Annotated in this window: 27 protein-coding genes; 5 read left to right on the top strand and 22 right to left on the bottom strand. The window is 41.9% G+C overall.

Annotated elements, in window-relative coordinates:
• Window positions 1-74 precede the first annotated feature (74 nt).
• Both CL181_RS05000 and CL181_RS04995 read right to left on the bottom strand, forming a co-directional pair.
• A complete protein-coding gene (locus tag CL181_RS05000) occupies window positions 75-887 on the bottom strand; it encodes an ion transporter (RefSeq protein ID WP_097298144.1) in 813 nt (270 codons plus the stop codon).
• The gene (locus tag CL181_RS04995; RefSeq protein ID WP_097298143.1) at window positions 872-1,753 is read right to left on the bottom strand and encodes a hypothetical protein; all 882 of its coding nucleotides are present in this window, start codon (window positions 1,751-1,753) and stop codon (window positions 872-874) included. The genes CL181_RS05000 and CL181_RS04995 overlap by 16 nt, the downstream gene beginning before the upstream one ends.
• Before the next feature lie 144 nt (window positions 1,754-1,897).
• Here CL181_RS04995 and CL181_RS21465 point away from each other — a divergent pair, with 144 nt between their 5' ends.
• Window positions 1,898-2,377, top strand: coding sequence for an alpha/beta fold hydrolase (locus CL181_RS21465; protein WP_097298142.1), 480 nt, complete (start codon window positions 1,898-1,900; stop codon window positions 2,375-2,377).
• Between the two features lie 53 nt (window positions 2,378-2,430).
• Here CL181_RS21465 and CL181_RS04985 read toward each other — a convergent pair whose 3' ends face one another.
• The 7 genes from CL181_RS04985 to mtrD form a co-directional block, all read right to left on the bottom strand.
• A complete protein-coding gene (locus tag CL181_RS04985) occupies window positions 2,431-3,024 on the bottom strand; it encodes a DUF1614 domain-containing protein (protein ID WP_097298141.1) in 594 nt (197 codons plus the stop codon).
• Between the two features lie 47 nt (window positions 3,025-3,071).
• Window positions 3,072-4,031, bottom strand: a complete 960-nt coding sequence (locus CL181_RS04980; RefSeq protein ID WP_097298140.1) for a calcium/sodium antiporter — start codon at window positions 4,029-4,031, stop codon at window positions 3,072-3,074.
• A 40-nt stretch (window positions 4,032-4,071) separates the two neighbouring features.
• Window positions 4,072-5,460 carry a DASS family sodium-coupled anion symporter gene (locus tag CL181_RS04975; protein WP_097298139.1) on the bottom strand — a complete coding sequence of 463 codons (1,389 nt, stop codon included), beginning with the start codon at window positions 5,458-5,460 and terminating at the stop codon, window positions 4,072-4,074.
• A gap of 60 nt (window positions 5,461-5,520) precedes the next feature.
• The gene (locus CL181_RS04970; protein WP_097298138.1) at window positions 5,521-6,381 is read right to left on the bottom strand and encodes a universal stress protein; all 861 of its coding nucleotides are present in this window, start codon (window positions 6,379-6,381) and stop codon (window positions 5,521-5,523) included.
• 164 nt (window positions 6,382-6,545) lie between these two features.
• Entirely contained in the window at window positions 6,546-6,677 is a 132-nt protein-coding gene (locus tag CL181_RS21060) for a hypothetical protein (protein ID WP_255251424.1), read from the bottom strand.
• 179 nt (window positions 6,678-6,856) lie between these two features.
• The gene (locus CL181_RS04965; protein WP_097298137.1) at window positions 6,857-7,993 is read right to left on the bottom strand and encodes an SLC13 family permease; all 1,137 of its coding nucleotides are present in this window, start codon (window positions 7,991-7,993) and stop codon (window positions 6,857-6,859) included.
• Window position 7,994: 1 nt separating this feature from the next.
• Window positions 7,995-8,726, bottom strand: a complete 732-nt coding sequence (gene mtrD, locus CL181_RS04960) for a tetrahydromethanopterin S-methyltransferase subunit D (protein ID WP_097298136.1) — start codon at window positions 8,724-8,726, stop codon at window positions 7,995-7,997.
• Window positions 8,727-8,981: 255 nt separating this feature from the next.
• On the opposite strand from mtrD, the gene CL181_RS21055 reads away from it, so the two are divergent.
• On the top strand, window positions 8,982-9,506 hold the full coding sequence (locus CL181_RS21055) for a winged helix DNA-binding protein (RefSeq protein WP_255251423.1): 525 nt from the start codon (window positions 8,982-8,984) through the stop codon (window positions 9,504-9,506).
• A 36-nt stretch (window positions 9,507-9,542) separates the two neighbouring features.
• On the opposite strand, the gene CL181_RS04950 is transcribed toward CL181_RS21055, so the two are convergent.
• Window positions 9,543-10,595, bottom strand: a complete 1,053-nt coding sequence (locus CL181_RS04950) for a mechanosensitive ion channel family protein (protein ID WP_097298135.1) — start codon at window positions 10,593-10,595, stop codon at window positions 9,543-9,545.
• A gap of 590 nt (window positions 10,596-11,185) precedes the next feature.
• On the opposite strand from CL181_RS04950, the gene CL181_RS04945 reads away from it, so the two are divergent.
• A complete protein-coding gene (locus CL181_RS04945; protein ID WP_097298134.1) occupies window positions 11,186-11,587 on the top strand; it encodes a hypothetical protein in 402 nt (133 codons plus the stop codon).
• Between the two features lie 17 nt (window positions 11,588-11,604).
• Here CL181_RS04945 and hmgA read toward each other — a convergent pair whose 3' ends face one another.
• A complete protein-coding gene (gene hmgA, locus CL181_RS04940) occupies window positions 11,605-12,813 on the bottom strand; it encodes a hydroxymethylglutaryl-CoA reductase (NADPH) (protein WP_097298133.1) in 1,209 nt (402 codons plus the stop codon).
• A gap of 46 nt (window positions 12,814-12,859) precedes the next feature.
• Window positions 12,860-13,231 carry a DsrE family protein gene (locus CL181_RS04935; RefSeq protein ID WP_097298132.1) on the bottom strand — a complete coding sequence of 124 codons (372 nt, stop codon included), beginning with the start codon at window positions 13,229-13,231 and terminating at the stop codon, window positions 12,860-12,862.
• Window positions 13,232-13,676: 445 nt separating this feature from the next.
• Between CL181_RS04935 and CL181_RS04930 the strand changes: the two genes are divergently transcribed.
• Window positions 13,677-15,638 carry a PAS domain S-box protein gene (locus tag CL181_RS04930; protein WP_097298131.1) on the top strand — a complete coding sequence of 654 codons (1,962 nt, stop codon included), beginning with the start codon at window positions 13,677-13,679 and terminating at the stop codon, window positions 15,636-15,638.
• Between the two features lie 10 nt (window positions 15,639-15,648).
• On the opposite strand, the gene nifU is transcribed toward CL181_RS04930, so the two are convergent.
• The 10 genes from nifU to trpD all read right to left on the bottom strand — a co-directional run bounded on the left by nifU (window position 15,649) and on the right by trpD (window position 23,348).
• A complete protein-coding gene (gene nifU, locus CL181_RS04925; RefSeq protein WP_097298130.1) occupies window positions 15,649-16,038 on the bottom strand; it encodes a Fe-S cluster assembly scaffold protein NifU in 390 nt (129 codons plus the stop codon).
• A 3-nt stretch (window positions 16,039-16,041) separates the two neighbouring features.
• On the bottom strand, window positions 16,042-17,193 hold the full coding sequence (gene nifS / locus CL181_RS04920) for a cysteine desulfurase NifS (RefSeq protein ID WP_097298129.1): 1,152 nt from the start codon (window positions 17,191-17,193) through the stop codon (window positions 16,042-16,044).
• Between the two features lie 59 nt (window positions 17,194-17,252).
• Window positions 17,253-17,390 carry a hypothetical protein gene (locus tag CL181_RS20115; RefSeq protein WP_176505066.1) on the bottom strand — a complete coding sequence of 46 codons (138 nt, stop codon included), beginning with the start codon at window positions 17,388-17,390 and terminating at the stop codon, window positions 17,253-17,255.
• Window positions 17,391-17,425: 35 nt separating this feature from the next.
• The gene (locus CL181_RS04915; protein ID WP_097298128.1) at window positions 17,426-18,658 is read right to left on the bottom strand and encodes an aminotransferase class V-fold PLP-dependent enzyme; all 1,233 of its coding nucleotides are present in this window, start codon (window positions 18,656-18,658) and stop codon (window positions 17,426-17,428) included.
• Window positions 18,659-18,700: 42 nt separating this feature from the next.
• Complete coding sequence (gene rbr / locus CL181_RS04910) at window positions 18,701-19,285, bottom strand: rubrerythrin (protein WP_097298127.1); 585 nt, start codon at window positions 19,283-19,285, stop codon at window positions 18,701-18,703.
• 120 nt (window positions 19,286-19,405) lie between these two features.
• On the bottom strand, window positions 19,406-19,561 hold the full coding sequence (locus CL181_RS04905; protein ID WP_097298126.1) for an antitoxin VapB family protein: 156 nt from the start codon (window positions 19,559-19,561) through the stop codon (window positions 19,406-19,408).
• Between the two features lie 4 nt (window positions 19,562-19,565).
• Window positions 19,566-20,138, bottom strand: a complete 573-nt coding sequence (locus CL181_RS04900; protein ID WP_097298125.1) for an aminodeoxychorismate/anthranilate synthase component II — start codon at window positions 20,136-20,138, stop codon at window positions 19,566-19,568.
• Window positions 20,135-21,658: an anthranilate synthase component I gene (trpE, locus tag CL181_RS04895; protein ID WP_097298124.1), complete on the bottom strand. Its 1,524-nt coding sequence runs from the start codon at window positions 21,656-21,658 to the stop codon at window positions 20,135-20,137. Before trpE ends, CL181_RS04900 begins: the two co-directional genes overlap by 4 nt.
• Entirely contained in the window at window positions 21,655-22,302 is a 648-nt protein-coding gene (locus tag CL181_RS04890) for a phosphoribosylanthranilate isomerase (protein ID WP_097298123.1), read from the bottom strand. Before CL181_RS04890 ends, trpE begins: the two co-directional genes overlap by 4 nt.
• A 17-nt stretch (window positions 22,303-22,319) precedes the next feature.
• A complete protein-coding gene (gene trpD, locus CL181_RS04885) occupies window positions 22,320-23,348 on the bottom strand; it encodes an anthranilate phosphoribosyltransferase (protein WP_255251421.1) in 1,029 nt (342 codons plus the stop codon).
• 70 nt (window positions 23,349-23,418) lie between these two features.
• Between trpD and CL181_RS04880 the strand changes: the two genes are divergently transcribed.
• A complete protein-coding gene (locus tag CL181_RS04880) occupies window positions 23,419-24,333 on the top strand; it encodes a hypothetical protein (RefSeq protein ID WP_217993089.1) in 915 nt (304 codons plus the stop codon).
• Window positions 24,334-24,352 lie beyond the last annotated feature (19 nt).

The raw sequence follows: 24,352 nt of genomic DNA, 5'->3' as shown, positions 1-24,352 counted from the left end.
AAGACTCATCTTTATAGGTACTGATTACGCCTTCTCGAAAAGCCCATCTGCCCCGCAGGCAAAATAGAGCTCTTTCAGTCCTTTTTCAGAGCACAGAGGGAGTGAATTTCATCCCGCAGTGCGGCCACTTCCCGGCGGAGCTCTTCGATTGTTCCGGCACTGGCATGCCCTTCTTCTCTACTTTTATCAAGCTCTATGAAGAAAGTGGCAAGAGTTGCGGTCACGTACCCAAATACTGTAAAAGCATACACAGCCAGGATGAAGCTGAGCATTCGCCCTTCAGGGGTCACGGGCCAGTACGTCCCCATTGTCGTAATGATCATTGCAGTCCACCACAGGCTTGAGCCGTAGCTTTCAAAACCCCCCGTGGATGCCTCTCTCTCAAAAGCATACATTCCGGCGGCACCTGACAGTGTAACTATCAGAGTAAGCATGAGGACATAGCCGAACCTGCGGCGGCCCATTGCAGTGCCCAGTGCCCTCATGCTGCGGTTGAGCGAACCCATCAATCGCATCAGCCTTGTTCCGCGGGCAATGCTTGTAGCCCGCATTGCACGTACAATGCGGACAGCCCTTAGTACCCGGATCGCAGGTACCAGTAGAGAGATTGCAGTTATCCAGTTAACCTTCAAATAATTGATTTTTTGCGGTGCAAGGATGAATTCAACAATAAAATCCACGATAAATATTGCCCAGATTACGTCACTTAAAATTAAAAGAAAAGGGTTCAGTCCCCATATCAAGTCTACTATCAGGAGCAACATCCAGACAAATCCCAGGACAACCATAGGGGTCTCAAGCCAGTCCTCAAGCTGTTCCAGTACCTCTGTGCGTTCATCATCCAGCTTCTTTCTTTCAGATTCGTTCAGATCTATCGCTCCATCCATAAAAGCAAAAGCAGCACCGCCGCATATATTAATGCGCCGGCTATGAAAAACTTCGGTTCTCCACTCTCTGCTCCTGGAACTTCGTCCTTGATAACGTTGAACAGCACGGCTCCTGCTATGAATGCCAGAAAAACCGCTGCCTCAGATTGCCTTTCCGGGAAAAGAACAGATAGACTCCAGCCTGTGAGAGGCATTATACTGAGGAAATACCTGCCGTACCTGTTGAACAGATATCGATGGTGTACCTCCATGGTCCTATCTGCACCGAAGAAATGAAGGATAAGGGCAAAAGAGAACAGCACCGCCTGCAGCAGGCCAGTTTGAACTTCAAAGCGAAGATTATAGGCTATTAACAGGCTTAAGAGGGAAAGGATGCTAAAGTGGATGACGAATATACCATTTGAGGCAGCCACCGAATCTATGTGCTGTCCAGTCTCAGTAGCAGTTCGGCGGCGTGAATGTAAAGCGGCATGCTCTGATATGAAGAATATGAGGAAGCCTGTGAACGCAACTCCAAATATTGCGACCTCTGAGAGCGGTATTTCATCCAGACTGCCGCGCAAAAGGAACCTCAGATGCACTGCCGCCTCCTGTATCGCAGGCAGCAGATCAAAAAACACATAAGCTACAGCAACACCGCCTGAGAAAGAAACTACCGCTTTCTTATACTTCTCAGAGAGCCCGTATAATCTGGGGGCGGTAAGGTGCACCGCTGAGAAGATTAAAGCTATTATGAATGTAATTAATAATGTTTGCTCCGGCATGTTCTCCTGGCTGGTAATAGAATATAGGACTTCTATATATTTAATTCCGTCTATAAGATGAAATGAACTGGATTGAAGCTGCCGGTGACGTGCTTTATTCATTAACTTTTAATATTCTCATACCTCGCGAGCCGCGCCTCAAGCTCTGCATTTTGCGTCTCAGGCATCGCATTCTATCCCCACAAGCTCAAGAACAAGACGAGAGAACACAATAGTTATACGTCAGCCAGACACATACTAATAATAATGGATACAGTGATATCGAAAGATGGAACTCCGATTGCCTATCAACGAAGCGGCAGGGGCTCTGCGTTAGTTCTCATTCACGGAACCACTTCGGATCATAGTACAACTTGGAAATTTATTCTCGCTTCCCTGGAAGAGCATTTTATAGTCTATGCGATGGATCGCAGAGGACGTGGTGAGAGTGGTGACGGCCCTGCGTATTCTCTAGACCGTGAAGCAGAGGATGTGGCTGCACTTGTCGATTCAATTGGGCAACCTGTGAATGTTCTAGGGCATTCCTATGGGGCGCTATGTGCCATCAAAGCCGCACTTCTTACAAATAATATCCGACGATTAATCCTTTATGAAGGAGTACCGGCAATCACCATACCTACTCTTCTTCTCGTTGGAGGTGAGAGTCCGTCCTGGGAATTGGCAAATGCTCAAGTAGTAGCATCTGCGTTGACGAAAAGCCGAATCCAAATTCTAGCTGGCCAGTAGCACGCTGCCATGTATACTTCCCCCGACCTTTTTGTGAAAAAGCTCAGAAATCCCTATGCCAGGAGCACAGATATTATGCCAGTTAGAAATATTGCATCAAATGTCCCGGCTCCCCCGATAGAAACTACGGGCACTCCCAGATCAGGTATTTTTTTCAAGTTAAGTAAATCAATTCCGATAAGGCATCCAAGCGTTCCTGAAATATAAGCGATTAAAGGAGCATTATGAGGAGAGATTATGAGAGCTGTCGCAGCAGCCAGAAATGGAGGAAGCAAGGCATGTATTGCTATTCCTCTCCCTATCACCGGTCTTGCTATACTATGGATGAGGAAAGTCATGATCGGAATCGCTATTATCACATCGACAGGGCTTACCATCGTGAACAGAAATCCTGACATAACTATAGGAATAACAGCACCTCCCAGGTTAATGGCTATGGTGATTTTCTCTACTTTAACAGGAAGGTTCACGTTACCTCCAAGTAGCGATAAAAAAAGGAAATAGACCGAATACTCAGGAGGAAATCCCAGTTTTCTGAAAGCAGTGCCGAATATATTTAAGCTTGCAAATATTAAAATCAATACGAGGATAAGGAATAAAAAAACAATAAATGACGCTCTGATCCTTGGATGTATTTGATATGACATTCAACCAACTTTATCCCATTCTTGTACATTATATTTGTTTAACATAGCTAAACTTCCAGTTGTTTAAAATCATTCCCAAAAGCTATGCTTACAATAACAAAAATGACATATATTCCCAAAAAAATAGCTCCTTCTCTTCTGTCGATCATATATCCTGATTTTTTAAAAATGATTAGTAATACAGATAGCAGCAGCATGATTAGGACTTGAGTAAGAATAAGTTCAGGAGCTATGATGATGGGCCTTATAACAGCAGCAGCTCCAAGAACCCACAATATATTTGCAACATTGCTTCCGATGATATTCCCAAGCGCCATTGTCATATATCCTTTCCGTGCAGCTGACACTGAAACAAACAGTTCGGGCAAAGAAGTCCCGATAGACATAAGCAGAAGGGCAATAAGATATTCTGGTACATCATAAGCCATGGACAGTCCGATTATTGAATTTACGAGAATCCTTGCTCCTATGAGTATGCCGGTCAGTCCTATAATCACTTCTAAAATATTTTTAATGGAACCATTTTTTCCGAGAGATTCAACACCCAATTCCCTGGATGTAATAATTGAATGCCTCAAATAAAAAATGTACAAAATTATAAGAACAGCCCCACCACTCCGTCCTATTCCACCGGTGAAGAGTAAGAGTGAAGATGCAAGGGTCAGTATTATAAGATGTACCTTCCCGCTGTAAATTTCAGTGTGTTTTATAGCAAGTGGTTTAATAATGCATGTCAGACCCAGGATCAGGCCAATGTTAGTGATATTGCTCCCGATTATATCTCCGACAACTATTTGGCCATGGTCGATGTACGATGCATATATATCAGAAGCCAGTTCGGGAAGTGAGGTTCCCAGCGCTACAACAGTAATCCCGATGACAAAATCGGAAACCCCGAGAGTCTTGGCTAATTTTGAGGCTCCCTCAGTGAAAATATCGCTGGATTTTATAATAATAGGGATTGAAATAATAAAAAATATTAGAAACTTAACCGATTCAGTTGGCATTATTACACCCCATATATTCTTATCATTAGATCAGTCATAATTATAGAAGTTTCAATGTCACAAATAATGTTATAATCGCTATGCAAAATAAATTCATCCAGAACCCAGCCTTTGCCATTTGTGGTATAGTCACATATCCTGTGCCGAACACTATGGCATTAGGGGGCGTAGCCACCGGCAGCATGAAAGCAAGCGAAGAGGATATGGCTGCGGCGATCATTAATCCCAGAGGCTCAATACCCAGCGCCGCAGCAAGGGAAGCTGTCACTGGCAGTATAATTGTAGCAGTAGCGGTATTTGAGGTTATTTCAGTCAGTAAGAGTGTGAGTGTAACAACAGCCAGGATTATAACGACCGAAGGCATATTTTTCAGAAAAAGAAGCTGCTGCGCTATCCCCGCATCTAAACCAGTTTCTATAAAGCCTTTGGCTATGGCTAATCCTCCCCCAAGCAAAAGCACTACATCCCACGGAAGCTTCACCGCATCTTTCCATATCAGAAGCCCCTCTCCTTTCCTTCCCGGGATCAGAAAAAGCAAAAACGCACAAAAAATTGCGATGCTTGAATCCATTATCATTGGAATATACGTGCCCCACAGAACTCTTGTGATCCAGAGTGCAGCAGCTAATAAAAATATTGCCAATACCCGTCTCTCCTGAATGGTAATTTCTCCAAGCCTTGTAATCTCATCCGTTATCCCATCTCCGAGAGTTTTAATTCTCGGAGGATATGTGATATATACCAAATATATCCAACATATAATTAATATAAAAAACGCCAGCGGAAAACCAAAAGAAACCCACTGGAGGAAAGTTATTTCAGATGAGTAAAATGTGCGATATATACCGGCAAAAATAAGATTTGGTGTCGTACCGATGATGGTGGCTATCCCGCCTATTGAGGCTGCATAAGCTACCGAGAGAATGATAGCTGTGTTAAAATTTTTATCCTCTCCTGCCTTTGAAGCCTGATATATGATCGCTGTGGCTATTGGCACCATCATCATGGCAGTCGCAGTATTGCTGATCCATGCGGAAATGAAAGCTGTGGCAGCCATGAACCCTGCTATTGTCTTTCTGGGACTTGTTCCGATAGTTCTGATGATGTGAAGCGCGATCCTGACATGAAGTCCCCATTTCTCCATGGCAATAGCAATGAAAAATCCCCCGATCAGGAGGAATATTATCTGGTTTCCATACTCTGCCGTAACCTTTCCAACCTCAAGAGCCCCAAGCAAAGGAAAAAGAATTATTGGAAGGAGCGAAGTTGCAGGTATTGGAATCGCTTCGGTCAGCCACCAGCATGCTATCCATGCAGTGCTTGCTGCTATTGATTTAGCTTCCCAGGATATTCCTTCTATGTCTGAGAGTAGAATGAATAAAAAAAGTACAGGGCCAAGCACCAGACCTGCTTTTCGTCTCGAGATCATTGGAAGTTTAAAATGTGCTTTTTCAGGATTTGCACGTCTGAATTTTGGTCACCAAATCTGTTACTTCGCTCTCACTACCAGAACAGGTCTGTTTGCCCTTCTTACCACTGCACAGGTTGTACTTCCTACCAATAATTCCCTGAGCCAGCCTTTCCCGTGCGGGCTCATCGCTATTAGTGATACATTTTCATCCTCTGCTGTTGAGATTATTTCCTCCGGAACATTCCCAACTCGAACGTGATCCTTCACCATAAAACCTGCCCGTCCAAGCTCATCTCTGATGTCGCCAAGCCTTTTTTTGGCCTCATTAACATTTTCTTCTATTTCTTCCTCAGTTTCACCTTTGCTAACCACATTCAGAAGATCAATGTCTTTAATCTCTTTTATATTTTTTATAAAAGATATCGTCTCCCCTGCAAATTCGGAAAAATCAGTCGGTAAAAGCACTTTTGAAAAAATCATCGGGCAGAATTTTTCATGTTTTACTCCTTCCAGGTCTTTCACCAATTTATAGCGCATGATCAGAAGGTTTGTCTTTGCATGGTGTACTACCTTTGTAGATACGCTTCCAAGAAGAAGATCTTTTATCTGGCTTTTTCCTCTGGCACCCATTACAATCAATGAAACTTTTTCTTTTTCTGCAGTTTCCAGGATCGCCCTGTAGACTTCACCTTCTGTTATCACATCCACTTTTGTTTGCACTTTCAAACCGAGGCTATTTAGGTATTCTTTTTTCTCTCCCATGAGAATTTTTGTATTCTCGATATGCGGTCCATGTGTCCATCCTCGCTTTGAAGGATGCGTCGCGTCAACTACATGCAAAAGCATCAATTCTTTTATCCCGGGAATCTCACCAATGCACTCAAGGGTCTTCTGTGAATACTCTGAAAAATCTGTTGGAAATAAAACTTTTTCGAACATTTTATCCTCACTTATTTTATTATTTCTAATTTCTTATGTTACAAGCTACAGGTTTTAAAACCTGCACAACTTTAATGTCAGGAAATATCTTTATTAAAATTCCGGTTAGGCACCAGTTGTTATAGGAGTTTTTCAATTTTTCAATTGAAAAAATTTTATGATGCCTAACCTTTAGAAGAAATAAAAATATTATAAATTAACCATCCTATCATCAAAAGAATAAAGAATACGCCTATAGCTATAATATACGCTCCTATTCCCAATTCCTTTATTTTCTCAATAAATTCTATTTTCATGTCTTTTCTCCAGTTTGATTCTCATCTTGTTCCGGAAACTGTTCCGGAAACCCGCAGCCACATATCTTGCAGATTTGCGAGAGACCATTCTCTGTATGAAAGCACATACCTCCTGCCATCGTAATAGTGTGTCTACAGTGTTTGCATATCATTATTTTCTCATATTGTTTAATTAATTGTCAGATATAGTTCGGCGCATAAAGTATTATGAAATATACCAGCATTGCTACAAGACCCAGTGGAAGCCCAAGCCTTGCCCATTCCTTGCTTGTAATTCCAAGCTTATTCGCAGCTATAATATTAGGTATATTACCTGGTATAAGCATACCGCCCGATACAAGCAATCCCATCAAGACACTTTTGATCTTGATAGCCGGGTCAGGTGCACCAGGGATGATCATGGAAGGATCGACTTCGGCAGCCGCAAGAGTCGCATTATCAAGGATTGCTGAAACCATGTTCACCCAGTATAGGGATTCGCCCGAAATTTTGATAATATACCACTCAATGATCGGTGTAAAACCGGTTCCAAGCAGCACAAGGGCCATTACGAACACATACACCTTCGCTGCCCTGATCAGTACATCGTTTACTCTTTCGTGAACATCATCTTTTACAACAGCGTCATCCTTTGGTGCTTCCTTTTCTTTTTTAGATGCAAAGAAAACGCCTATTATACCGAACGCCAGAACTCCTGGTATTATATATGTTCCAAGCAAATCGAAAAGATAGAAGAAGCTCTCCTTCATCTTTGTCTTTATAACTATTGTAGAGAGAGGCTCACCGATAGGAGTAAGTGCAGCTCCCAGGCCAATTGCAAAGCAGGCGATTATTGTCAAATTGACCATCGTTTTTCGATTGAGCTTCAATGCACTGACTATTTCAACAAGAAGGAGCGCAGCAATGATGGCAGTGATTACGCTTGAGAGCAGACCCAAAATCACGATGACCGCGAAGACCACTATCTTAAGCGGTATTCTTGCCAGTATTTTCTGAATTATGGTCTGGATGTGCCCGCGGCCATAGTGGAAAATAAGTCCTGCGAATAATACAGCAAGCGAAATTTCGATAGGGTCAACAAGTGCTTTTTCGATCAGGTGGAAGTTCCAGTTAGGTAATGTCGCCTCAACCCCTGATTCAGTGCTTGTTGATACCTTCAGGAAGAGAGAGTTCACCGTCACTGCCAACACTCCCATGGAGAAAAGGAAAACCTCAAGGTTGTGTTCGATTTTTTTGATCAGAAATGGGCCCAGCAGGACGATAAGGAAAATTACTAATAATCCTCCAGCCACCGTTGAACTGAACTCAAGAACCATGTTACATTCCCATCGCAATAACTATTGCCACGACACCAAGGACAAGGCTCACAATAAAGCTTGTGAAGGCATCTTTTGGAAGGACGCGCCTGAATTTGGGGTCGTGGAAGCCTTCTATTGTTCCGCCTACGCCATAGGATGGGACAACAGCATTAACATAGAAAACGCCCAGGGTAAATACGCCCGCAACTGCGGCGGCGCTTGTTGCACTGATCAATTGTCCGTATATCCCAACCAGGACATAATAGATAAGAGCCCCTCCAATACCTCCAAGCGCAGCCCCGATTACTCCACTGACAAAACATACTGTAGGAACTCCCTGCCCCTGCGTTCCTTTAGACATATATATGTCCTGGCTATCTCGTGTTATCGGGTCTTTTTTTACCTGTGCCGAAGCAAAAGGAACACCTACGCCATATGCATAAATTAAACTGGCAGCTATCATTGCACTCGATATCATTATCATGGAGCCGACTGCTCCCGCAGCCAGTACTAAAGCCATTGGTGCGTTTTCAACATTTGCATACATGTAAGCCGCTGTTATAAGGCCCACAAGCCCTGAACCTGCTGCAAGTTCCACAGTACCTGTTCCTATTCCAGTAGCCTGTGCCATTGCCGCCGGAGCGCCTCCTACAGGCACAAAGTGCACACCTATGCAAATAAGGGTGCCGCTGATGGCTATTAAAAGAATATTTATAAGTGTTGTTTGATCAAGTAATAAAATATCCACCATTTCAATTCACTCCTTTTTTCCTTATCTTTAAAGTATCCCCGTCATTCCTGGTTTCAGTCGCAATGGATAAAATTTCAATTTGCATGTATTTTTTCCTCCAATTTTATACAGTTATCACCACTCAGATCCAACGTGAATGATAGGCCTGTTTGAGGAACAATAATTATCAAATGTTATAAATCTTTCGAATTTGTTACAACTTGTTATTGATCATAGATAACATAATACGCATGTAAAATAATCCAATGCAAGAATATGAAGGGCAACGAAAGATTCCATAAAGACCTGAGAATACCGCTAATCCTGTTGTTAATAATAGTTTCTATTGCAGCAATAATGCCTCTTCCCCCAAAAAGTGAATTTAGAATTAATAAACCCTGTGTGGATATCAAAACTAATTCATTACAACAACAGCAATCAGAGGAGGAAAAAATCTGGGATCAATTAGGATGCTCATCCGATTCTAATAAACAACTGCTCAAATTATTTATTCTGGGAATAATCAATATTGATGAATTGACAATGTGGGTGCTGGGAGTGGAAAGAAGAGTAGTTGTTTTAAAAATGATGCACGAAAAAAAGATGATACAGGCATCCGACATAGCAGATTCGACCGATAGATCATTACAGAACATCAGTTATGCAATGCGGGAACTGGAAGAGAAGGGACTGATCCAGTCTCTGACTCCTGGAAAAAAAACATGGAAGCGATTTATTCTAACAGAAAAAGGAACAGAAGTATTTGAAAAACTCAAAAAAAATAATCTCATTGGCAAATGATTGATAATCAACCTCTGCACTTAAGCATTTTAATTCTTAATTCCTTCGGATTTCAATTCCTTCTTTTGTAAACTGTTCATTTATAGCCAGGTTTATTACATGCCGAATATCCATATGTTTATCGTAATTACGAGTTTTCACATAATAAACTATTTCAAAAACCAGACTGAAATCTCCGAATTTAACAAAATGAACCCTGTCAAATTTTGCCATCTTGATATTATCCATTATCTTCTTAATTATCACAGGGATTTTTTCAAGTTTTTCATTGGGTGTTCCGTATCCAATACCAAGATTGAAAACAACTCTTCGCATTTCCATTCGTTTATAGTTGTGTACCTTTGATTCTATTAGTTGCTTGTTTGATACTATGAGTTCTTCGCCATGCAGTGTCTGGATACGTGTGGATTTTAATCCTATCCTTTTCACCGTTCCGCTCTCATCTGCGAATGTAATGAAATCCCCTTCCTGGAAGGGTTTATCAAAGTATATAGAAAAAGAGGCAAATATATCACTTAAAATGTTTTGTAAAGCTATGGCAATTGCCAGACCTCCGATCCCAAGCCCGGCTACTAAGGTTGAAACATTGTATCCCAGGTTCGAAAGGATAAGGATCACTGCCATGATCCACAAAAAAATTTTCAGGAGCCTGCCCAGAAGATCTATTACAGATGTGTCGGTTCCGCCCTCTTCATCACTATCTTCCTCCTGTTTTTTTACTATCATTTTATGCGTGCCGTAATCGATAAGAGTTTGAACACCTTTGATTGCATAATAGGTACCAAGAACTATTATCAGGTAAAGCAGGAATGTTCGTAAACTATCTGGTATTACAATAAAATGAAAAGCGATATATACGGATATCAATATATAGAACGTCCAGCCAAACGCATCGATAACTTTTACCAGAAGATCATCATATTCAGTTATGGTTCTGGCAAATATTTCTTTAAGTTTCTTCAAGATAATATATTTGAAAATCCTTAAAACAACGATAGATGCTATAAAAATAATTAAAGAGATTAAATAGTCCTTCACCGAATTATTTGCAATAGTGTAAGTCAAAATTCCGGATATATCAAAAACCATAATGTGAGTTATTCAGTGTTTTCGTATTAAGGTTTTGTTTACCTGATTTCTGAAAATTATCGGCTGTGGCTGTAGACATCTAATGCAGGTCACGGAAACCTGGCAGGATTTGACAAGCACAACCCTACCATATACAGTGAACTACCCCACCCTTTCGGGCTGGGGCTTCCTACGAGTCCTCGCAACCCGTGAGGGGAACTTACGTTTTACGTTTGGCTGTTTGTCGTAGATTACCGCTTTACCGATAGCCAGTCCACTTGGCATTTTGTAATATATCACAGTATTACATTATATGCACAATTGTTAGCAGGTTTTACGCTGTGCTGCAACCGTTTACCCACATCGGTCTTGAACAATATCAAGACTTCACTTATTTGACAACATCAACTTTGATACCACATGGGTGTGATGTTCGTCATCAGAAGATTGGTATGATACCATATATACATGACCCAAGCGGGATGAAAGTAATAACAATTGCAAAGGGTACAATTCATCCCCTCCCTCACGGAAGGGGAATCTTTACCCTTTGAACCCACGTGGTTAAATAACTGGAATGACACATACTGTTCATAAGGTGTGGTATAATCATGACTGAAATAATCACAGAAAGTCAAATCCGCAAAAATTTTCATACGGCAGCCGGGAATTTCAAGAGATGTCTCCGAAGTATAGGTTATAAAGATGTCAAAGTAACTTATCCCCTTGATGTGCTCGAAAACGAGGAACTCAAAACAACTTTTGTTATTGACTACGGAGAATATAATCCGTCATCCATAAATATCCGTATGAAGGCAAAAGGTGTGTGGACGTATATCTATGCACCGCAACTTCCGGAAGGGCATCCTGAAAGAATACCAATTCCAGAGGATGCAGAGAGGCTGTATGGTGAAACCGGGGAAGTAATAGCATGCGAACAATGCGGGTGCATCGATTTTACGAATGAAGGAGGGGAACACAGCTGCGCAATTTGCTGCCAGAGTAAAAGTTAAGCTTAAATTCTTTATGTTTATCTCCCAAGCGCCGCATGCGCCCTGGCAAGATGCCTGGCTGCAAGTGCGCCAACGAGTGATATCTCACCTGCAAGAACTGCGGCGGCTATTATTTCGGCTAATTTCCTGGAATTCGTACCTGGCGGCTCTCCCGCTCCTGCCACACCCAGCATATTCAGGCATTCCTGTTGCGTGGCTATCCGCGTTCCCCCACCCACTGTTCCGACATTGAGAGACGGGAGTGTTACAGAGCAGTATAAACCATCATCTGTAAGTTCCATTGTAGTGATGGCATTACTTGCTTCCACAACATGCGCCGCATCCTGGCCGCATGCAATGAACATGGCAGCTGCGATATTTGCTGCATGGGCATTAAAGCCGATCGAACCTGCGAGGGCTGAGCCCAGCAAACTTTTCCTGTAATTTACCTCTGCCATTTTTTCAGGTGTGGTTTTTAGTTTTTCAGATATTATCTCTTTATCGAGAAACACATCTGAAGAAACAGATTTTCCCCTTCCCATGATTGCATTTATTGCAGCAGGTTTCTTATCTGAACACATATTACCTGATAAAGCAACAAGTTCAGCATCATTTTCGGATAATATGAGATCAACGGCGGCATCCGTGGCAATAGTTACCATATTCATTCCCATTGCATCCTTGGTATCATAGGAAAATCGTAAAAATACATTTCTCCCTGCTGTAAACGCATTTATGGAAAGCAGTTCCCCGAAACGTGTAGTCTCCTGCGCTTTTTGTTTCAGTCTCCCGAAATTTTCATTGACCCAATCCGCAAGGTTTTTTGCACCTATTATATCTTTTGTCCGGAAAACCGGGGCTCTTGTCATCTCGTCCTTGAATATCCTCACATTTGCACCGCCCGAGGCAGTGATAACAGAGCTACCCCTGTCTGCGCTTGCGACAAGTGCGCCTTCTGTCGTTGCAAGGGGGATGTAGTATTCGCCTTTTGCATATTCACCATTGATGCGAAGCGGCCCGGCTACCCCCAGGGGAACTTGTATTGCGCCTATCATATTCTCTATATTGCGCTTCGTGACATTTTCAATATCCATCGAATAATTGGAAATATGATTTAGTTGTGTTCCGGTCAGTTCGGAGACAGCAGTCCGTCTCAACTCGATCGAAGCATTTACATCAAGTGTTTTATCAATTTCATGAAAACTAACCTCACGTCTTTTAACTTTTTCAAGGAGTTCTCTGTCCATAGTGGCGCTAATTGATTTTATTTAATAAAAAGACTTGCCTGGAGATTTACAGATTTATTACAAGCTGCCCCTTTTCGCAATATTCAAGCATCAGGTCAGCCACTTCAAATGAATGGATCATTTCTATCCCCTCAATAAGTTCGTCCTTGTTAAAACCTATCATCGATGAAGCAAGTTCACAGCACTTGATCTTTATTCCCATGTCCAGGCATTCCCGAACACGCTCATCATAGGGAGGAGTTCCGGTTTTGCCTTTTTTTCCCAGGATAACGCCCATCGGGCCCCAGAGGACAATGACTACGTCCAGTCCTTTTTTGCGGTAATATTTCGCAAATCGCAGAATCTCCATGGGACTTGTACTCTCATATACCATATTTTTAAGGAACAGGAGTACTTTTGTAACCTTTCTTTCAGGCATTATTCATATATTTTGAATACGGAATAATGAAGTTATCTGAACGAGTTTTAAGGATACTGAAATGTTTGGGTGAAGTCCGGGTAAAAGATTATAACAAATAAATGTTAAAATAGTCATTAATAGGAAAAGGGAAAAGTGGGTAGATGCATATGTTTAAAACTCGTGAAGATAGAGTGAAATTATTGAAATCGGGTGTTGATGGCAGGACGATAGAAAAGTTATATATCAAGTATAATAATTTTAAAATTATTGATCGTCCAATACTCTTTAAAATAAACAATTTTTGAATTTCGGAAGAATTCCGGGTAAAAATGATCTATCAATTTATTGTCTATTTATTAAAATTTACATGATCATGCGCCATGATTTGGTAAAAAAAAGTAAAAAGATTGGTGAACTATAAGTGTGTGTAAAATAGAAGATGCCATAGAAGGAACTTTATATTATGTCTATAAATAAAAACGTAAAATTAAAGGCCCTCTTAGATGTTGCTTCAATAGATATCACCTCAGGATTTGATGAAATCCTTCAAAAAATCCTGAGTATTACATGTGAATCCATGAATGCAAATTCTGGCACAATAATACTGGTCGATGAAGAGACAGGTGAACTCAGGATAGCCTCATCGTTTGGTCTTCGGGAAGATTATATTGAGCAGGTTCACAGGGAAGCAAGAGAAGCAGGCGTACCATTATCCTCAAGCCCTTCGGGAGCCGTATTGAAAACGGGTCGTTATTATGTTGTTCCAGATATATATAAAGAACCCCTCGCAGGACCCTGGTGTAAATTGGCAAAAATATACAATATCAGATCCCAGCTATTTACTCCCATGAAAAAGGGATTGAAAGTTATTGGTCTCTTAAATGTCTATATGTCAAAAGTGCATGACTTTACTGAAGAAGAGATTGATTTCGTAACTATCGCCGCCTCACAGACATCATCCATTATCCAGAACGCCAGGTGTACTGAAGATAAAATAAAAGAAATATATGATAAATTATATAAGTCAGAAAAATATCTTAAAACGATAATTGATTCATCCCTTGATGGGATCGCTGTTGTTAATATGCAGGGTGAAATAGAATTTGGAAATGACTCTTTTTTCAATATCGTGGGCTGGCCGAAAGATGAGCTATTAGGACAATCTTTCATTAAAATGTTGCCTCAGGATGTAAAGGAAGACTACATCAAAATTTGGCACGAAGCTCAAAACAGTTTAAATAGTGGAAATAGCGGAAAAATTGCAGACGCAAAAATAATCACTAAAAAAGGTGAGATACGATATTTGTTAAATTCTCGTGCTGAAATGATTTTTGATGGAGTAAAAAAATTTTTATTCATAGCTAAAGATATTACAAAACAAAAGAAAACTGAATTAGAATTGGAGGAATCGGAGGCAAAATTTCGGGACCTCTTTGAGAATGCTAATGATTTTATATATACACACGATTTGAAGGGAAATATCCTGAGTATTAATAAAATCGGATTGAAATTACTCGACGTTACTGAAGAAGAAATAATAGGATCAAATATAAAACAGTGGGTGACGCCTGAAAGTTATAAAAAATTTGAAGACCGTGTCAGGAAGATTTTCTCAAACCAGCCTTTGGAGCCGACTGTCGTCATAGAAGCGATAAACAAGAAAGGAGAACATAAATGGGGCGAAGCAAGAACACGGCTTATTAAAGATGGAAATAAAATCATTGGAACACATGGTATAATCAGGGATATAACCGAGAAAATGAAGCTGGAGAAAGACCTCAAAGAATCCGAGGAAAAATACCGCGACCTCTTTGAAAATGCCCAGGATGCTATGTACGTGCTCGATTCCAGAGGCAACTTTTTGAAGATGAATAAGGTTGGACTTCAAACACTTGGAGGTAAAAAAGAGGAAGTTATTGGTACTAATATTAATAAATGGGTCACACCTGAGAGTCTGGTAATAATCGAAGAACGCCGGAAAAAACGTCTTTCCGGGGAAAAGGTGAACCAAACAGATATACTTGAGGTCGTGTGCAAGAATGGTGAGCACCGATGGGCTGAGATAAGAACGAGGGAAATAAAATACGGAGACGGGACAATAGAAATTCATGGGATAGCCAGGGATATTACTGAAAATAGATTATTGAAACAGGAACTCAGGAAATCCAATAAACAACATAAACTTCTATGTTATCTGATTAAAGGTACGCGTGGAGGAAAGACCAGGGCATTGATCCTGAAACATCTTTCGGATAAATCTTATAATGCAAATCAATTAGCAACAGCTTTGAATATGGATTATAAGACTATCAGGCATCATCTGAGTGTTCTAATTAAGAATGGAATAATCGCAAAAAGTAACGATGGATACTCCGATTTATATTTCATTCCAGCTAATATAGACGTGGATGTAATTGAGCCTTAGATAAAAAGGTTTATGGCAGCTTCTTCCCCGTCTTTTCAAGATAATCCTTGATCGCTGCGTGTAATCCATCTGCTGCAAGGTTGGAGCAATGCAATTTAACCTGGGGAAGACCATCAAGCGCCTCTGCCACATTCCCGCGTGATATTTTAAGTCCCTCCTCAAGCGTCTTGCCCTTTGCAAGTTCTGTGATCATGCTGCTTGTTGCGATCGCAGCCCCGCAGCCGAATGTCTTGAACTTGACATCTTCAAGTATGTTATCTTTAACCTTGATGTAAATCCACATCACGTCGCCACACACTGGATTTCCAACTTTTCCTATTCCATCAGCATCTTTTATTTCGCCAACATTTCGCGGATTGGCAAAATGATCCATTACTTTTTCGCTATATCCTTCAGTCATTTTTTACCTCGAAAGCGGAGATATCATCCGCAATTTCTTAACAATATCAGGAAGCACCGAAATCACATAATCGACATCTTCCTGTGTATTTTTCCGTCCAAGTGTTAATCTCAGCGAGCCATGAGCTTCCTCGGGCCGAAGACCGATAGCCATTAGCACATGTGAAGGTTCAAGGGAGGTGGATGAACACGCAGAACCGGTTGAAGCTGCCACTCCTTTCATATCAAGATTCAATATCATGGATTCACCTTCAATAAAGCTGAACCTGAAATTTGCATTATTGGGAAGGCGTTTTACTGGATGACCATTAAGATATGAATCCTCTATCTCAAGAACACCTTTAATTAGTGAATCCCTTAAAGCTGTTAAATTTGACTCATGGGGGAGTCGTTCTTTTGCAAGTTCGCTTGCTTTTCCGAAACCAACGATTCCCGGTACGTTTTCTGTGCTTGAACGGATGTTTCTTTCATGCCCGCCCCCGTGCAATTGGGGTTCGATAGCTGTGCCTTTTCTCAAGTAAAGCGCGCCAACGCCTTTTGGTCCGTAAATTTTATGGGCGCTGACAGATAACATTGAAACACCAAGAGCATCAACATTCACAGGGATCTTTCCTGCGGTCTGTACCGCATCAGTATGGAACGTGATCTGTTTTTCTTTTGCGATCTTTCCTATTTCCTCAATGGGCTGGATCGTTCCAATTTCATTATTTGCATGCATTATCGTGATCAGAATAGTTTGCGGAGTTATGGCTTTTTCAACATCAGCCGGATTTACAATCCCCTCTTTGCTTACAGGAAGATATGTAACTTTGAAACCATTTTTTTCAAGGTATTTACAGGTGTGAAGGACCGCATGATGTTCGATCGAACTTGTTATGATATGGTCGCCTTTTCCCCGGTTCTTGAGCACGCTTCCTTTTATTGCAAGGTTATCGGATTCTGTTCCGCTGCCTGTGAATATGATCTCTTCTTTCTTTGCGCCGATAAGGTCGGAGACATGTTGTCTTGCTTCCTCAATAGCTCTTCTTGCCTGCCGGCCTATCGTGTATAAGCTTGAGGGATTCCCGTATTTTTCAGAAAAATAAGGAAGCATAGCTTCCGTGACCGCAGGGTCGGTAGCGGTCGTGGCGCTGTGATCCATATAAACTTGTTTCATAATGTTTTATTTATGACTTAAATTGGAATATACTTAACGATGCAGACTCAAAAAGGCTCTTAGCCTTTTTGATGTTTGAAGAACTCTACCTGGCGTAGTCTTTTCCTGGCTTCATCCTCAGTCTTGTAAGGTCCTCCCAAGTTACGCCTGGTTTTTTCGGAAAGGACGTAATAGCCGTCTTCTTTCTTGACAATCATATTTCCAACCTCCTTTCTTTCTATTTTCTAATTTCCTACGGACTGAACAACCCGATCGTCTTTCCCAGCGTATCCACAAATTTCTTCGCTTCATCCTCGGTATTATACAAATATAGCGAAGCCCGCACAGCAGCCTCACATTTCCTGTAATTGAACCAGGAATGCACGCAGAATGCTCCTGAGCGCACTTCTATGTTCTCGGTCTCATCAAGAATAAGGGCGATATCATGGGCATCACCGCCTTTTGGAAGCTCGACCGTGAATGAAATAATACCTCCCCTCAGGTTCGGATCCTCGGGGCCTATGATCTTTAATCCTGGCATGTCTTTTATTCCTTTTGTGATAATGGTATTGAGCCGCTTTTCATGCTCCTCGATATTCGACAACCCCACACCGCTGATATAATCCACTGCTGCACCTGAACCTATGATGCCAGCATAATTCTGGAGACCTGCCTCGAATTTCTCAGGAGTGGGCAGGAATTTCGCACTTTCATACGTTGTGTCGCTTACCGTATCCCCACCAACGATGAAAGGTGCGATCTCTTCAAGCAGGTGATGTTTACCATAGAGCACACCCATGCCTGTCGGTCCTACCATCTTATGCACGGAAAGAGCGAAAAAATCAACATCAAGCGCCTTTACATCCACATGCTTGTGAGGTGCGCTCTGGGCTCCGTCAAGCATCATGAGCGCGCCATTGTCATGGGCGATCTTTATGATTTCTTTTACCGGGATCGTATAGCCGTCAAGGTTCGCGGTATGTGCCATACTTACAAGCCGCACATTCTTATTTTTATCAAATAGTCCGGAAAATGCATCAAGGTCGAAGGTATTGTCAGGATTTGAATAGACAATAATATGTTTTACTCCTCTTTTATGCGCCTGCACCTGCCAGGGAACGAGATTTGAATTATGTTCCCTGTCGGTTGTGAGTACAATATCGCCATTTTTGAAATCCAGTGAATTGGCAACAAGATTCAATCCTTCGGTTGTGTTTCGCGTGAAAATTATCTCTTCAGGACAGGATGCTCCAAGGAATTTCTGGAATTTCTCCCTGCTCAGTGTGACTTTTTCATCCACTTTTTTTGCCATCTTGTGAATAGAACGACCGCCGCATACTGGATATTCGGTATAATATTCATTCATCGCATCTATTACAGGCTCTGGCTTCAGGGTCATGCATGCATTATCTAAATAGACGGGGTATTTACCATTCCATTTTTTCCCCAATGCCGGGAAATCACGGCGGATTTTCTGGATGTCCATTATAGATACTCCAATGCTAAAATCAAATATATAGTTTAACGTTCACCAGTTTTGTGCAAGTACCTCATAATATGATTGCGCATGCTTGCACGCAGGGCATACTTCAGGAGCTTCTGTGCCTTCATGGATATAACCGCAGTTCCTGCAGTGCCATTTTACAGTTTTATTTTTCTTAAAGACAGAACCTTCCTTTAAGTTATTTATCAGCTGCCTGTACCGCATTTCATGGAACTGCTCCACCTCGGAAATTTCCGTAAAAGACTCAGCTACTTCCGGGAATCCTTCTTTTTCTGCGATCTTTGCAAATCCGGGATAAAGGGTTCCCCATTCAAGTTTTTCCCCTTCTGCTGCTGCAAACAGGTTTTCTGATGTTTTTCCGATAACTCCTGCAGGATACATTGCAGTTATCTCCACATCCCCTCCCTGAAGGTGCTTGAAGAATACCTTGGCATGTTCTTTTTCATTATCCGCAGTTTCAAGAAAAATCGCAGATATTTGTTCATATCCTTCATTTTTTGCGGCACTGGCAAAGTACGTATAACGGTTCCTCGCCTGGGATTCTCCTGCAAAAGCTGCAAGAAGGTTCTTTTCAGTCTGGCTTCCTTTAAATTTTTTTTCTGATATCATGATTTTGACTTCCCGTCTTTAATATGTTTTTTAAACTTATAAAGCATCCAGAAAAACCTCCTTGCTCCATTCCTGATAGCGATACCTGCTATAAGGGCATCAAGATCGTATCAATGACCATCATTTCCTGTGCCTCGCAACATCTCTTATTTTCCTGCAATCATCTTCTATTTCATCCAGTGTTTTGCTATCTTTCAGAGCCCCAAAATACTCACCAATTTGAGACCTTTTCATTTTCGTAAGTTTACCTATCACGTCACTGAAGCTCTCATTCATATTATTATTCTTTACTTTGTGACAGAAAATTCTTCACTATCTTCAATCCCTGCGGTGTAAGTACAGACTCAGGATGGAACTGCAAGCCATATATCGGCCTTTCCTTATGCTTGATTCCCATGATTATACCGTCTTCCGTTCGTGCTGTCACATCAATTTTCTGCGGCAATCTTGTAATAGCAAGTGAATGATACCTTCCTCCGACAAGCGGAACGGGTAATCCCTGGAATATTCCTTTGCAGTTATGGTTTATAGGACTTGTTTTCCCGTGCAGCGGCCCCGAAGGGGAATGAGCTACCTCGCCGCCAAAAGCTACAGCTATCGCCTGGTGGCCAAGGCATACGCCAAGTACAGGTACGGTTGATTCCCTGATAATATCAAGGCAATTCCCTATATCCCCGGGGTTTGCAGGATGACCGGGGCCGGGTGAGATCACAATAGCATCAGGGTTTATGTCCCTGACTTCTTTTAGCGAAATTGTGTTGGGAACAACAACCGTATCAGGCTCGAAAATGGAGACATAATCTACAAGGTTCCAGACAAATGAATCTTTGTTGTTTACGAATAATACTTTCATGTTCCTCCAATCGCCTTTATCATCGCAGCCATCTTGCGCTCCGTCTCGTTATACTCATATTCGGGATCAGAATCTGCAACTATGCCGGCGCCAGCCTGGACAATTACCTTCGGCCCATTCTTTATTATCGTCCTTATTACGATGGCAAAGTCGGCATCCCCGTTCCATGAATAATAACCCACGCCTCCGCCGTATATCCCGCGGGCATCCTTTTCAAGGTCATGTATTATCTCCATCGCGCGGATCTTTGGCGCGCCTGATAGCGTTCCTGCCGGGAATATGGCGCGTGTGGCATCGAACTGGTCGCATTCATCACGAAGTTCCCCGGATACCGTGCTTTCAATATGCTGGACATGGGAATATTTGATAACTGACATGAAATCATCGACTTTCACGGTCCCGCCTTTTGAAACCATCCGTACATCGTTTCGCCCCAGGTCAACAAGCATCACATGTTCAGCCCTCTCTTTCTCGCTGCCAAGCATTTCTTTTGCAAATTCTTCATCTTCTGTCCGGGTTTTGCCGCGCGGGCAGGTGCCTGCAATGGGGTTGATTATGACTTTTCCATTGTGAACAGACATTAAGGTCTCAGGGCTTGCGCCTATGATCGCAGTACCGTCAAACTCAAACAGATACATGTATGGGCTTGGATTAACGCTTCGCAGGGAAGTATATAATTCGAGCGGGGTCTGGTCAGTGATCACTTCATACCTTCGCGAAAGTACCACCTGGAAGATATCCCCGTCAATAATATGCTGTTTTGCTTTCCTGACAATTTCTTCGTATTCGCTCTTTTCCATATTGCTGTTGATCTTTAAAGGTTTATTTTTTTTAAGAACAGAAGGCCGGGCAGATCCAATTGTTGAAGCAAGTTTATCCGCATCTTCAAGCGCCTTATTGTAAATCTCTCCTGCATCACCCCTGGCAGGGATAAACGGTGTAATGACAATAAATGTCTCATTGGTAAGATGGTCAAATACAATGGTTTTGGTAGTAAGCGCAAACTGGGCATCAGGTGTGGGGCTTTTCCCTGAAGAGATATCCAGCCAGCAGTCATACACCATATCATAAGCGCAAAAACCGATAGCACCTCCAAGAAATGTCTGCCTGTCAAAACCCGCACCTTTGAATCTAACATCCTTTGCCGAAAAAGCAGCTCTTAGAACATCCATTGTATCAAAACCGTCTTTAATCCTGCCTTTTTTTCCTTTGTAAAATTCACAGACTTTCAAAAGTGAGAATTCTATTAATCCTATAAAATCAGTCTTGTGCGGATAATCAAGTGATATTATGCGGTTCTTTACCGTAACTATGGCATCGGGTTGTGAACCCACAAATGAGAACCTGGCATGCTTTTTTTCTTTCTCGACTGATTCAAGAAGATACGCGCATTTTTTATCAAGCGAGGCATAAAGTTCAAGCGGCGAACAATCTGCGTTCACTTTTGCTTTAAGCTGGATTATCGCTGGTCTATCTTCTGCGAGGCGGATGAATTCCTCTTCACCAATATCAAATTTCATGTCATTCTCGCGTTATTTATAAAATCTATCACTTTCATTTCATCTTTTCTTCCATCGGTCTCAACGCCTGATGCAGTATCGACAGCATGTGGCCGGACACATTGAACCGCAGCTTTTATATTCTCCGGGTTCAGGCCGCCGGCTAATATCACAGGCAGACCAGCGTTCAGAACGACTTTCGAACTTAATTCCCAGTTGTGCGTAACACCGGTTCCCCCGGTCTTCCCATCAAGAACAGTATCAAGCAGTACTGCATCAGCTATTCCCGAAAGGTCTTTTACAAGATCAATTAGCATATCAGCATCAGCATGTATTGAAACTGGAATTGTTTTAATTAGTTTCACGCCTGTTTCTCTTATCCTCTTAAGTTCTTCAAAGGGAAGTGAATTATGGATCTGGACAGCAGTGGGCTTTGCTGCATGGATCATATTGATAGCTTCATCCGCACTTTCTGGCATGATGACGAGTACAGAGGTCACAAAAAGCGGCACATGGGCTATTAATCCTGATGCTTCGGAAAGGGTGATCTTCCTTGGAGAATCAACAGGTACTTCGGTAATAAATCCTACTGCATCCGCACCTGCATTAATTGCCACGGCAAGGTCGCGTTCACTCTTTATACCGCAAATCTTTACTTTCATCATTCAACCCTTTTTATAATTTATAAGAACCGTGCAAGTTTTTCAGGTTCGCCTGCCATGTTTACGAGTTCTTTCAGCTTGTTTAGCGCTGCGCCGCTGTCTATTACCTTGTTTGCCAGGTTTATTCCGGCAACAAGATTTTCCGCATTTGCGCTAACAAAGAGTGCTGCGCCTGCATTTACAGCAATGATATCCCGTTTCGCTCCTTTTTTGCCTTTTAGAACATCCACGATATCCCTTGCATTTTCTTCTGGTGTGCCCCCGGCGATATCGCCCATTGAAGCGCGCTTAACACCAAGTTTTTCAGGTGTTGTAGTGTATTTTGTAAGCTTTCCGCCGTTTAATTCCACAATTTGTGTTTCACCGGTTGTCGAGATCTCATCCATGCCGCTGCCGTGGACGACAAGCGCTCTTTTTGTTCCAAGGATATTAAGTACATTTGCCATTGGCTCACATAAGGAACTGTCAAATACACCTATCACCTGCGCCTTTGCATTCGCAGGATTCGTTAGAGGTCCGAGGATATTGAAAACAGTCCGGAAACCCAGGTCGCGCCTTATCTGTCCCACACGCTTCATCGAAGGATGAAATACCGGGGCAAGCATGAACCCGATGCCAACCGTCTCAATTGTCTTTTCCACCTGTCCGGGAGGCGCATCTATCTTTACACCGAGTTCACGTAGAACATCAGCACTTCCCGATCTTGAAGTGATAGAATAATTCCCGTGCTTTGCAACAGGAACGCCTGCTCCTGCAACTACAAGTGCTGCGCCGGTGCTTACATTAATTGTTCCTGTCGAGTCGCCGCCTGTCCCGCAAGTGTCGATAAGTGTCCCGTTGACTTTCGGATTTATGATATTGGCAGCTTTCTTCATTCCCAGTGCAAGTCCTGCGATCTCAGCAGGTGTTTCGCCTTTCATTTTCATGGCAGTCAAAAACGTTGCTATCTGGACGTCAGTCGCATCGGTAAATATTTTATATATCGCAAGCTGTGCCTCTTCTGTTGTGAGGTGTTGTTTCTGGATAAGTTTATTGATATAGTCTTTCATAAAGATCATTGTACATTCATGTACATTAATGTATAATTACGTACATCGTATATAAAAGTTATCCTTTAATATGAGAAAAGTAATTATGGGTAGCATGAATCAGCAGTTGGCATATAAATTACTGGCAGCCTTTCTTGTATTTACAATGTTAGGCTCGGTATTCGCCTATTTTTTCACAGGGCCAAGAGACGACACCACACAGGAAACCAATACTCCGGATACGGATCTGGGTAAATACGACCCGGGTTTATGGACGGTCAACGAGCCGTTCTATTCTATTTCTGATTCTCTCAAAATGACGCCCCCCGGGGCTGAAGTAGCATATTATGTGGATCTTGAAAGCATGACCCCGCAAATGATACAATGGACAAGATCGGAAAGTACAATGATCGGCGGATTAATTCAGGAAGTAGATACAAAGCTCTATAAATCAAATGCTACAAAATTATATTACGCAGGGATCCGGGAAGGAAATAACAATTCACTTCTTCTTTTAAGTACAATGGCGACTCCGAATAATGATTTTGATTATATAGTTTTACCTGATACCAACATTTTGGTGCGTCAGGAACAGGATCTTTTTGGGATGTATAACATAATGGGAACACCTGCTATTTTTGCTCAACCCCAGACTGCTGTAAATGTTCTGGAAATTATTTACGGGCAAAATAAAACAAATACATCATATGATCAGTACGAAGGACTTATAAGTAAAGTAGAACCAGCGCCATTCCAGATTGTTAATTCGAATATAACATTTGCCAGGCAGTTCTATTTTGGTATCGGAATTGTAAATGGAAGTTATGAAAGGACCACAGCCTACCTTGATGCAAACTCAACTGTTTTGAGAAAACTTGACCAGTCAAAAGTCAACAGCACACAAAAAGGTTTCGAACAATATCAAGTCAATCAGAGTGGAAATTATACCATTGTTAAGATAATATCACCAGAACTGTTCACAGTTTTGAATGAGGAGACATCATAGGCGCAAAATATATAGCATA

Origin of the sequence: Candidatus Methanoperedens sp. BLZ2 (assembly GCF_002487355.1) — an archaeon.
Taxonomy (GTDB): domain Archaea; phylum Halobacteriota; class Methanosarcinia; order Methanosarcinales; family Methanoperedenaceae; genus Methanoperedens.
The sequence above is the reverse complement of the archived record's forward strand: the minus strand, read 5'-3'. Positions and strand labels throughout refer to the sequence as shown.

What these genes read in the sequence shown, in the direction of transcription:
- CL181_RS05000 (WP_097298144.1), bottom strand. Translation starts at nt 887, where the DNA reads ATGGATGGAGCGATAGATCTGAACGAATCTGAAAGAAAGAAGCTGGAT.
- CL181_RS04995 (WP_097298143.1), bottom strand. Translation starts at nt 1,753, where the DNA reads ATGAATAAAGCACGTCACCGGCAGCTTCAATCCAGTTCATTTCATCTT.
- CL181_RS21465 (WP_097298142.1), top strand. Translation starts at nt 1,898, where the DNA reads ATGGATACAGTGATATCGAAAGATGGAACTCCGATTGCCTATCAACGA.
- CL181_RS04985 (WP_097298141.1), bottom strand. Translation starts at nt 3,024, where the DNA reads ATGTCATATCAAATACATCCAAGGATCAGAGCGTCATTTATTGTTTTT.
- CL181_RS04980 (WP_097298140.1), bottom strand. Translation starts at nt 4,031, where the DNA reads ATGCCAACTGAATCGGTTAAGTTTCTAATATTTTTTATTATTTCAATC.
- CL181_RS04975 (WP_097298139.1), bottom strand. Translation starts at nt 5,460, where the DNA reads ATGATCTCGAGACGAAAAGCAGGTCTGGTGCTTGGCCCTGTACTTTTT.
- CL181_RS04970 (WP_097298138.1), bottom strand. Translation starts at nt 6,381, where the DNA reads ATGTTCGAAAAAGTTTTATTTCCAACAGATTTTTCAGAGTATTCACAG.
- CL181_RS21060 (WP_255251424.1), bottom strand. Translation starts at nt 6,677, where the DNA reads ATGAAAATAGAATTTATTGAGAAAATAAAGGAATTGGGAATAGGAGCG.
- CL181_RS04965 (WP_097298137.1), bottom strand. Translation starts at nt 7,993, where the DNA reads ATGGTTCTTGAGTTCAGTTCAACGGTGGCTGGAGGATTATTAGTAATT.
- mtrD (WP_097298136.1), bottom strand. Translation starts at nt 8,726, where the DNA reads ATGGTGGATATTTTATTACTTGATCAAACAACACTTATAAATATTCTT.
- CL181_RS21055 (WP_255251423.1), top strand. Translation starts at nt 8,982, where the DNA reads ATGAAGGGCAACGAAAGATTCCATAAAGACCTGAGAATACCGCTAATC.
- CL181_RS04950 (WP_097298135.1), bottom strand. Translation starts at nt 10,595, where the DNA reads ATGGTTTTTGATATATCCGGAATTTTGACTTACACTATTGCAAATAAT.
- CL181_RS04945 (WP_097298134.1), top strand. Translation starts at nt 11,186, where the DNA reads ATGACTGAAATAATCACAGAAAGTCAAATCCGCAAAAATTTTCATACG.
- hmgA (WP_097298133.1), bottom strand. Translation starts at nt 12,813, where the DNA reads ATGGACAGAGAACTCCTTGAAAAAGTTAAAAGACGTGAGGTTAGTTTT.
- CL181_RS04935 (WP_097298132.1), bottom strand. Translation starts at nt 13,231, where the DNA reads ATGCCTGAAAGAAAGGTTACAAAAGTACTCCTGTTCCTTAAAAATATG.
- CL181_RS04930 (WP_097298131.1), top strand. Translation starts at nt 13,677, where the DNA reads ATGTCTATAAATAAAAACGTAAAATTAAAGGCCCTCTTAGATGTTGCT.
- nifU (WP_097298130.1), bottom strand. Translation starts at nt 16,038, where the DNA reads ATGACTGAAGGATATAGCGAAAAAGTAATGGATCATTTTGCCAATCCG.
- nifS (WP_097298129.1), bottom strand. Translation starts at nt 17,193, where the DNA reads ATGAAACAAGTTTATATGGATCACAGCGCCACGACCGCTACCGACCCT.
- CL181_RS20115 (WP_176505066.1), bottom strand. Translation starts at nt 17,390, where the DNA reads ATGATTGTCAAGAAAGAAGACGGCTATTACGTCCTTTCCGAAAAAACC.
- CL181_RS04915 (WP_097298128.1), bottom strand. Translation starts at nt 18,658, where the DNA reads ATGGACATCCAGAAAATCCGCCGTGATTTCCCGGCATTGGGGAAAAAA.
- rbr (WP_097298127.1), bottom strand. Translation starts at nt 19,285, where the DNA reads ATGATATCAGAAAAAAAATTTAAAGGAAGCCAGACTGAAAAGAACCTT.
- CL181_RS04905 (WP_097298126.1), bottom strand. Translation starts at nt 19,561, where the DNA reads ATGAATGAGAGCTTCAGTGACGTGATAGGTAAACTTACGAAAATGAAA.
- CL181_RS04900 (WP_097298125.1), bottom strand. Translation starts at nt 20,138, where the DNA reads ATGAAAGTATTATTCGTAAACAACAAAGATTCATTTGTCTGGAACCTT.
- trpE (WP_097298124.1), bottom strand. Translation starts at nt 21,658, where the DNA reads ATGAAATTTGATATTGGTGAAGAGGAATTCATCCGCCTCGCAGAAGAT.
- CL181_RS04890 (WP_097298123.1), bottom strand. Translation starts at nt 22,302, where the DNA reads ATGATGAAAGTAAAGATTTGCGGTATAAAGAGTGAACGCGACCTTGCC.
- trpD (WP_255251421.1), bottom strand. Translation starts at nt 23,348, where the DNA reads ATGAAAGACTATATCAATAAACTTATCCAGAAACAACACCTCACAACA.
- CL181_RS04880 (WP_217993089.1), top strand. Translation starts at nt 23,419, where the DNA reads ATGAGAAAAGTAATTATGGGTAGCATGAATCAGCAGTTGGCATATAAA.